We start from the raw sequence: 5,847 nt of genomic DNA on the forward strand, positions 1-5,847 counted from the left end.
GGTCGGCCAGGTGGGCGGCGGCCGCCGCGAGGGAGCGGGCCGCGCCCGCGAAGCCGGCCGCCGCCCGCGGGTCGGCGGTGCGCCGCGGCGCGAGCGCGAGGGCCCGGCAGCGCCGGGAGACCGCCGCGTACAGGGTGAGCCGGTGCCGGGTGAGCCGGGGGTCGTTGCCCCAGATCAGCGGCCGGGTCAGCGGGCCCGCGACCAGGGCGAGGCCGCGCACCTGGTGGTCGATGGCGCGCGCCATGGCGTCCAGGTCGGCGGCGGGAGCCGAGCCGTCGAGGCGGCCCGCGACCCCGTCGAGCAGCGCGGAGACCGCGGAGAAGAACGTCGTACGCGCGCTGTGCACGGTGTCGCGGGTGCTGGTGGGCAGGACGAGCAGCCCCACCAGGATGCCGATGGCGGCCCCCGCCGCGGTCTCTTCGAGGCGCAGCACGAGCAGCCCGGGGGAGAACTCGTTGAGGATGCTGTAGAGCTGCGACACCATGATCGTGACGAAGAAGATCATCAGCGCGTACGAAATGCGCACCAGGTAGAAGCCGCACGACATCGCCAGGATGATCACGGCGAGCGCGGTGTAGGTGTGCCCGGCCGTCAGATGGACGAGGCCGATGCCCGCGCCGAGGCCGACCAGGGTGCCCGCGACGCGGTTGACCGCCTTCACGGTGGTCTCCGAGCGGGTGGCGGTGCCGGTGAAGGCGACGAACGTCGCGATCACCGCCCAGTAGTAGCGCTGCTCGTTGATCTCCCGGCCGACGAGGATCGCGAGCCCGCCGGCCACGGCGACCTGGATGGCCTGGCGGGTGGTGAGCCTCATCCTGGCGAGGGCGTTCCAGCGGTGGCCGCGGGCCGCGACGCCGCCGGCTATGGCCGCGGAGCCCGGCAGGTTGCCCATCGCGAGCTGCACGGCCGGGGTGTACCCCTGCGGGCCCTGGTCGGTCGCGGGCGGCGCGTCGCCCTGGCGGGCGAGGTCCGCGTACTCCAGCGCGGCGGCGGCCAGCTGGTGCGCTGCCCACTGCCCGTCGGCGCTGTGCGTGCCGTGCGCGCCGGTGCCGCGCGTCCCCACCGGGCGGGGCACCAGCGCGGACGGGTCGAGCAGCGGGACCGCGAGGCGCTCGACGGTGCCGAGGTCCCCCGCCGCCATCGCGCGGGCGATGCAGACCGCCTCGGCGCGCAGCGGCCCGTCCGCCACGGCGAGCGAGTCCGCGGCCGTGGCCAGCGCCTCCACGGCGAGCTGGAGGTCGAGCACGCGGCGGCGCAGCGCGGGCCCGGTCCAGCCCCCGGGCAGCGCGCCCGGCGTGCCCGACCAGGCCTCGATCATCAGCGCCGTCTCCGCGAGCCGCAGCTGCCGCCGGTGCAGCGCCTTGCGCGCCCGTGTGAGCCGCGCCGGGTCCGGTGCGTCAAGCGCGAGCAGGTCGGCGGCGGCCCGCGCCACCGCGCGGGCGCGGGCGTCGAAGGCGCCCCGCACGCGGCGCAGGGTGCGCCGGGTGATGGTGCGCAGGGCGGTGAGGGAGAGCAGCAGCACCCAGGCCGTGGAGACGGCGACGGCGGCGAGCTGGAGCGGCAGCTGGTCGAGGGTGGGGTGGAGGAACGCGGCGAAGAAGTACCCCATCCACACCATGAAGCCGTAGAAGAAGAACGCGGGGCCGAAGCGCCGGATGTAGACGGCCGCGAACATCACCGCGACGAACACGGTGAGCATCAGCGCGGTGCTGCCGCCGGCCAGGATGCCGAGGACGAGGCCCGTGCCGAGCGCGAAGGGGAAGCCCGCCGCCGTCCACACCTGCGTCTTCGCCGGGATGGAGCCGAGGGCCATCGAACCCATCATCGCGGTCACCGTGCCGAGCATGATCGTGACGAGCACGCCCTGGGCGTCCTCGCCCAGCGCCGTGCCGAAGCCGTATTCGAGGAGCATCGCTCCGGTCATGGCGACGGCGGCGCTCACGGCCTGGTGGAGCCTGCTCAGGCCCGGGTCGGAGGAGAGGATCGTGTCGCGGGTCCCGGAGGCACCGCTCCGTATGCGCCAGGCCATTCAGCACCTTTCCCCGAGGGGGTCACCGCACCTATTCATGTATCGTACATACAATAACATGTATGGTACCGGTATTCGCTGGGCGGGGGCAGGGCGCACGGCGCGCCCCGGCGGCGGACACCGTGGACGGGAAGGTACGAAGGGACGATGCTGGCGCATCCCGAGCACGCGGGCGCACAGCCGCCCGCCCCGGCGGACGGCGGGCATGCGGCTGCGGCGCCGCAGGACCCGATCCGGCGCATCGAGCGCCAGACCGCCGTCCTGAACAGGAACTTCGAGCTCCTCTACCGCCGCACCGCGATCCACGACCGCCTCGACCGCGCCGGCTACCTCCTGCTGCGCACCCTCGCCGACGACGGCCGCATGGACATCAGGACCCTCGCCGACCGCCTGGGCCTCGACCCGTCCACGGCCGGCCGGCAGATCGCCGCCATGGAGCGCGCGGGCCTCGTCGAGCGCCGCTGCGAGCCGCCGGACCGCCGCCGCGCCCTGATCACCCCCACCGAGGAGGGCCTGGCGCGCGCGGAGAGCGTACGGCGGGAGCGCACGGACGGCTTCGCGCGGCTGCTGGCCGGCTGGAGCGAGGACGACCTGCGCACCCTGGGTGAGATGTTCGAGCGCTACAACGCGGCCGTCGCCGCGCACCACCTCACCGGCGGCCGTGCCGGGGCCCCGCCCCCCTGACCCCGGGCGCGGGCCCGGCCTGGCAGCGGACCGTCCCCCGGCCCGCGCGGGGGAGCGGCACACATGGAAGGGCCGCCGGACCCCCGAGGAGTCCGGCGGCCCTGTGCGCCGCCGCCGCGCCACTGCCGCGTCCCGCCGGTCAGCCGCCGTCCGAGACGGTGACCTTCTCGCCGTTGTTCAACTCGTCCACCAGCTGCTTGACCTTCGCCCGGTCCCAGACCAGGTTCCCGCCGTTGCTGCCGGAGACCGGCATCGTCGTCGACACCCCGTCGCCGCCGGTCACGTCCTTCATCGCGAAGAACATCCTGGCCAGCGCGTACGGCGACATGTCCTTGTCCACCGACAGCGTGTCCAGGCCCGCGCCGAGCGCCGGGTAGAGCTTGAACGGGTTGAGGATCGTGCTGGGCGTCGCCGTCTGCGAGGCCAGCGCGGAGAGGAACTTCTGCTGGTTCTTCTCGCGCTGGAGGTCGCTGGTCGCGAAGGCGTGCCGGGTCCTGACGTACGCCAGGGCCTGCTTGCCGTCGAGCGTCTGCTCGCCGGCCTTGAAGTCGGCGCCCGAGTAGGAGTCCTTGAAGCCCTGCGGCAGGTTCATGTCGACGCCGCCGATCGCGTCGACCACGTTGGCGAAGCCGGAGAAGCCGATCTCCACGTAGTGGTCGATGCGCAGGCCCGTCTCCGCCTCGACGGTGCGCACCAGCAGCGTCGGGCCGTCCGTCGCGTACGCGGCGTTCAGCTTCATGTGCACGTTCGGCTGGGCCGGGTAGAGCTTGCCGGACTCGGCGCCCTTGAAGGACGGCAGCGTTATGTCCGAGTCGCGCGGCAGTGAGATCAGCGCGGGGCCGCCCGCGCCCTCGTGCAGGATCATCATCGAGTCCGTGCGCTGGCCCTCGGCGCCGCCGGTGTGCAGCTCCTTCTCCTGCTCCTTGGTCATGCCCTTGCGGCTGTCGGAGCCGACGATCAGGTAGTTCGTACCCGCGCCGCCGGACGGCCGGTCGATGACCTTCGACAGGTCGACGTCCTTGTGGAGCTTGGAGTCCGCCCAGAAGTACGTGCCGACGGAGACGCCGAGCACCACGACGACGAGCGCGAGCACCCCGTACTTGATCCGCCGGCCCCAGTCGGCCCGGCGCCGCGGCCTCGGCGGCGCTCCGCCGGGTCCGTACGGGCCGCCGCCGGGGCCCTGCCCCGGGCCGCCGGGGCGCCCGTAGACCTGGCCGGTGTTGTAGCCGCTGTCGTAGTCGGGGCCCGCGGGCGACCCGGCGTACGGGTCGTCGTAGCCGGGGGACTGCTGCGGCGGGACGCCGTAGCCGCCGCGCTGACGGGGCGGGACGTTCCCGCGCTGGACGTGCGGCATGACGCGCGCCTGCTCGGGCTCCGCGCCCGCACTGCCGCGGCCGTATCGCTCGGGGCGCCCGCCGCGGTCGCCTGTCCATCCTTCGGGCCACTCGCTCATGCCGACCAGTGTGCAGGTGATCCGGGCAGCCCAGACAGATCGTGGATTAAATCGCACCGGCCCTGTTGCCAACCTGATGCAATGCCACCGGGATCCGCACATCTGTGAGACCGCTCACCACAGGAACCCCACCCGTCGCACCGTACGGGGCGTGTCCACGGGCCCACCCGGAGTGGCGCCCTGGCAGCGCCCGCGGCTACGAGCAGACCACTTCGTCCCCGGTGACCGTGGAGAACGCGCCCGACGGCGCCTCCTCCGCCCGCACCGGCGCCACCTCGGTGAAGCCGGTGCCCGCGACCACCTTCAGCGTCGCGCCCTGCCCCTTCACGGCCTTCAGCCGGCTGCCCGGCAGCGCGGCCGCAAGCGAGCGGGCCGAGCGGTCCCAGCGCGGGTCGTACGCGACGACGGTCTCCTTCGCGTGCAGCGCGGGCTCGGTCACCGGCTCCCGGGTGGTGTCGAAGCCGGTCGCCTTCAGCGCGTCGTCGACCTTCTTGCCGAGGCCGTCCGTGCCGGTGCCGTTGTAGACCTGCACTCTGATCTGGCGCGGCGCGACGTCCACGACCTTCGCCTGCCGCTTCGGTGCCGCCTTGTGCGGAGGAGCGAGCGGCTTGTCGTCGCGCACCGCGCGGAACATCGCCTTCGCCTTCACCGGGTCCCACTTCACCGCGGAGCCCACGCCCTTGACCGTCACCCCGTGCGCGGCCAGCGGCACGGACGCGAACTCCGACGACGACACGGAGAAGCCGCGCATCGCCTCGCCGAGCGAGAGCAGCTGCTCGGGTCCGAACCCGGCATCAGCCCGTACGGAGTCGAGCGCGGCCGAGACGACGCCCTTGAACTTCACCGGGTTCAGCAGCACCCCGCTGTCGGTGGCCCGCGCGATCATCGCCGCCACGAACCGCTGCTGGCGCTGCATCCGCCCGAGGTCGGCGCTGCCGTCGCCCTCGATGTGCCGCGAGCGCACGTACTGGAGGGCCTGCCCGCCGCTCAGCGTGTGGGTGCCGGGGGCCAGGTCGAGGCCTGTGTTGGAGTCCCTGAGCCGCCGCGGCGTGCAGATCCGCACGCCGCCGAGCGCGTCCACCGTCTTCATGAAGCTGGTGAAGTCGACCTCCAGGTAGTGGTCGATCTTGACGCCGGTCATCGACTCGACGGTGCGCACCGTGAGGTTCGGGCCGCCCTCCGCGTAGGCCGCGTTGAGCTTCGCCGGGTGCGTGGCGTGCCGCTCGCCCGTGGTCCTGTCGGTGTGCTCCGGCAGCCGGGTGTAGCTGTCGCGCGGCAGGCTCACCACGCTCGCCCGCCGCCCGCCCTCGCCGAGGTGCACCAGCATGATCGTGTCCGTGCAGTGGCAGGGCGCGCCGCCGAGCCGGTACTTGCGCTTCTCCGCCTTGCTGATGGTGGAGCGGTCGTCGGTGCCGACGAGCAGCACGTTCATGCCGTGCCCCGCAGACGGCCGGTTCTTCATGTCCTTGAACGGGTCGACCCGGCCGATCCCGCTGTCCAGGCTGGACACGACCGCGTGCCCGATGCCGCCCGCGCCGAGCACGAGCACCGAGAGCGTGGTCGCGAGCCGCATGCCCCAGCGCGGCACCGGTGTCCCGCCGCGCCGCCCGCCCGGCCGCCGCCCCGGAGGCCCACCGCGCCGCTGCGGAGGCCGCCCGCCGCGGCCGGCCGGCACCAAGTC

At 73.7% G+C, this 5,847-nt stretch carries 4 protein-coding genes; 1 reads left to right on the plus strand and 3 read right to left on the minus strand.

Annotated features, from left to right (window positions below):
• Nucleotides 1–2,029: FUSC family protein (locus ABEA77_RS33475; RefSeq protein WP_345655885.1), on the minus strand; the 2,029-nt coding region annotated here is incomplete at its 3' end.
• Between the two features lie 147 nt (nt 2,030–2,176).
• Between ABEA77_RS33475 and ABEA77_RS33480 the strand changes: the two genes are divergently transcribed.
• Entirely contained in the window at nt 2,177–2,713 is a 537-nt protein-coding gene (locus ABEA77_RS33480; RefSeq protein WP_345655886.1) for a MarR family winged helix-turn-helix transcriptional regulator, read from the plus strand.
• A gap of 139 nt (nt 2,714–2,852) precedes the next feature.
• On the opposite strand, the gene ABEA77_RS33485 is transcribed toward ABEA77_RS33480, so the two are convergent.
• Complete coding sequence (locus tag ABEA77_RS33485; protein ID WP_345655887.1) at nt 2,853–4,166, minus strand: LCP family protein; 1,314 nt, start codon at nt 4,164–4,166, stop codon at nt 2,853–2,855.
• A 196-nt stretch (nt 4,167–4,362) separates the two neighbouring features.
• Complete coding sequence (locus ABEA77_RS33490) at nt 4,363–5,841, minus strand: LCP family protein (RefSeq protein ID WP_486389449.1); 1,479 nt, start codon at nt 5,839–5,841, stop codon at nt 4,363–4,365.
• Nucleotides 5,842–5,847 lie beyond the last annotated feature (6 nt).

It is taken from the genome of Streptomyces tremellae, from assembly GCF_039540215.1.
Classification (GTDB): Bacteria; Actinomycetota; Actinomycetes; order Streptomycetales; family Streptomycetaceae; genus Streptomyces; species Streptomyces tremellae.

Coding starts and splice junctions, on each gene's coding strand:
- ABEA77_RS33485 (WP_345655887.1), bottom strand. CDS start 4,166: ATGAGCGAGTGGCCCGAAGGATGGACAGGCGACCGCGGCGGGCGCCCC.
- ABEA77_RS33480 (WP_345655886.1), top strand. CDS start 2,177: ATGCTGGCGCATCCCGAGCACGCGGGCGCACAGCCGCCCGCCCCGGCG.